Below are 1010 nucleotides of genomic sequence, written 5' to 3'. Positions count from 1 at the left end.
CCGCCGGTGCGGGGCAGCGGAACGGGCGCCGCGCCGCCGAACAACTCGGGCGGCGAGTCCGTGTACGGACGTCGGCCTCCGCGGCCCTCCCCCTGGACCTGCCAGCCGTCCCTGGTCAGGGTGATGTAGGCGCCGCAGCGCAGCCCGTGCAGCGTGCAGGCGTCGCGGAGCCCCCACATCCAGGCGCCGTCCTCCTCCGTCCAGCGGCCGTCGCCCTCCCGGCAGTACAGCAGCACCGCCGTGCGCACCGGCCTGCGGCGGCGCAGGTCATGGGGGATCACCCGGCGCAGCTGCGCCAGCAGCGCGTTGCGGAACATCCAGCCGTCCGCCGTCGTTCCGGGCCGGCGGGTGAACGAGGCGCTGGCGCGCATGCGTTCGTCGGGGTCGAGGACGGCCACCACGGCCGTGCCGGATTCGGGCAGGTGCCTGGAGTGCAGGCCGTTGACGACCTCACGAGGGTTGCGCAACAGCGGCACACCGGCGGCGCTCCACTCCGCGGGCTCGAGCAGGCGACTGGCGGACACGGCGGACGGGTCGGCGGACGTCGACACGGCTGCCGCGGAGGACGGGGCGAATCCGAAGGTCACGGTCCTCCCTTCGGCAGAACGCCCACTGCGCGGGCGGGGTCGGATTCGGGGGAGCGCGCACCACGAGGCTCCCGACCGTTCGACGGCGGGTCAACGCGGGGGCGGATCTCAATTCTTGCCCTCGAACTGCACCTCGGCAACGAGCAATTGGGGCCGCTGACCGCTTTCTGGCGTTCCGCCGTCAATATCCCCGCCGCGTGGGCGCGCCAACCGGCGCACAGAGTAACGGGGATGCTCGGGTTCCGTGCACTGCCCCGGTGAGCTGCGCCTTCCCGCGGCGCGGCGCCGACCCGTGGGGCACACGGGAGGCCCCGGAGACCGGCCACGGGGGTGGCGGCCGGGACGCCCTGGCGTGTCCGCGGGTGCTCCGCGAGTGCCCCGGTCCGACGCGCGGCGGGTGCCCCAGGTGGGTGCCCCTGGGGT

1 protein-coding gene is annotated in these 1010 nt (G+C 74.9%); it reads right to left on the bottom strand.

Translation table 11 applies throughout. From position 1 onward, the window contains the following. Positions 1 to 587, bottom strand: a 587-nt coding sequence (locus tag HW445_RS32560) for a hypothetical protein (RefSeq protein ID WP_180224333.1), incomplete at its 3' end; no start/stop codon positions are given. Between the last annotated feature and the right edge of the window lie 423 nt (positions 588 to 1010).

The sequence above is a fragment of the Streptomyces sp. UH6 genome (genome assembly GCF_013421635.1).
In the GTDB taxonomy this organism is placed as follows: Bacteria; Actinomycetota; Actinomycetes; order Streptomycetales; family Streptomycetaceae; genus Streptomyces; species Streptomyces abyssomicinicus.
Note: the sequence above shows the minus strand (reverse complement) of the source record. Positions and strands in the feature narration are given on the sequence as shown.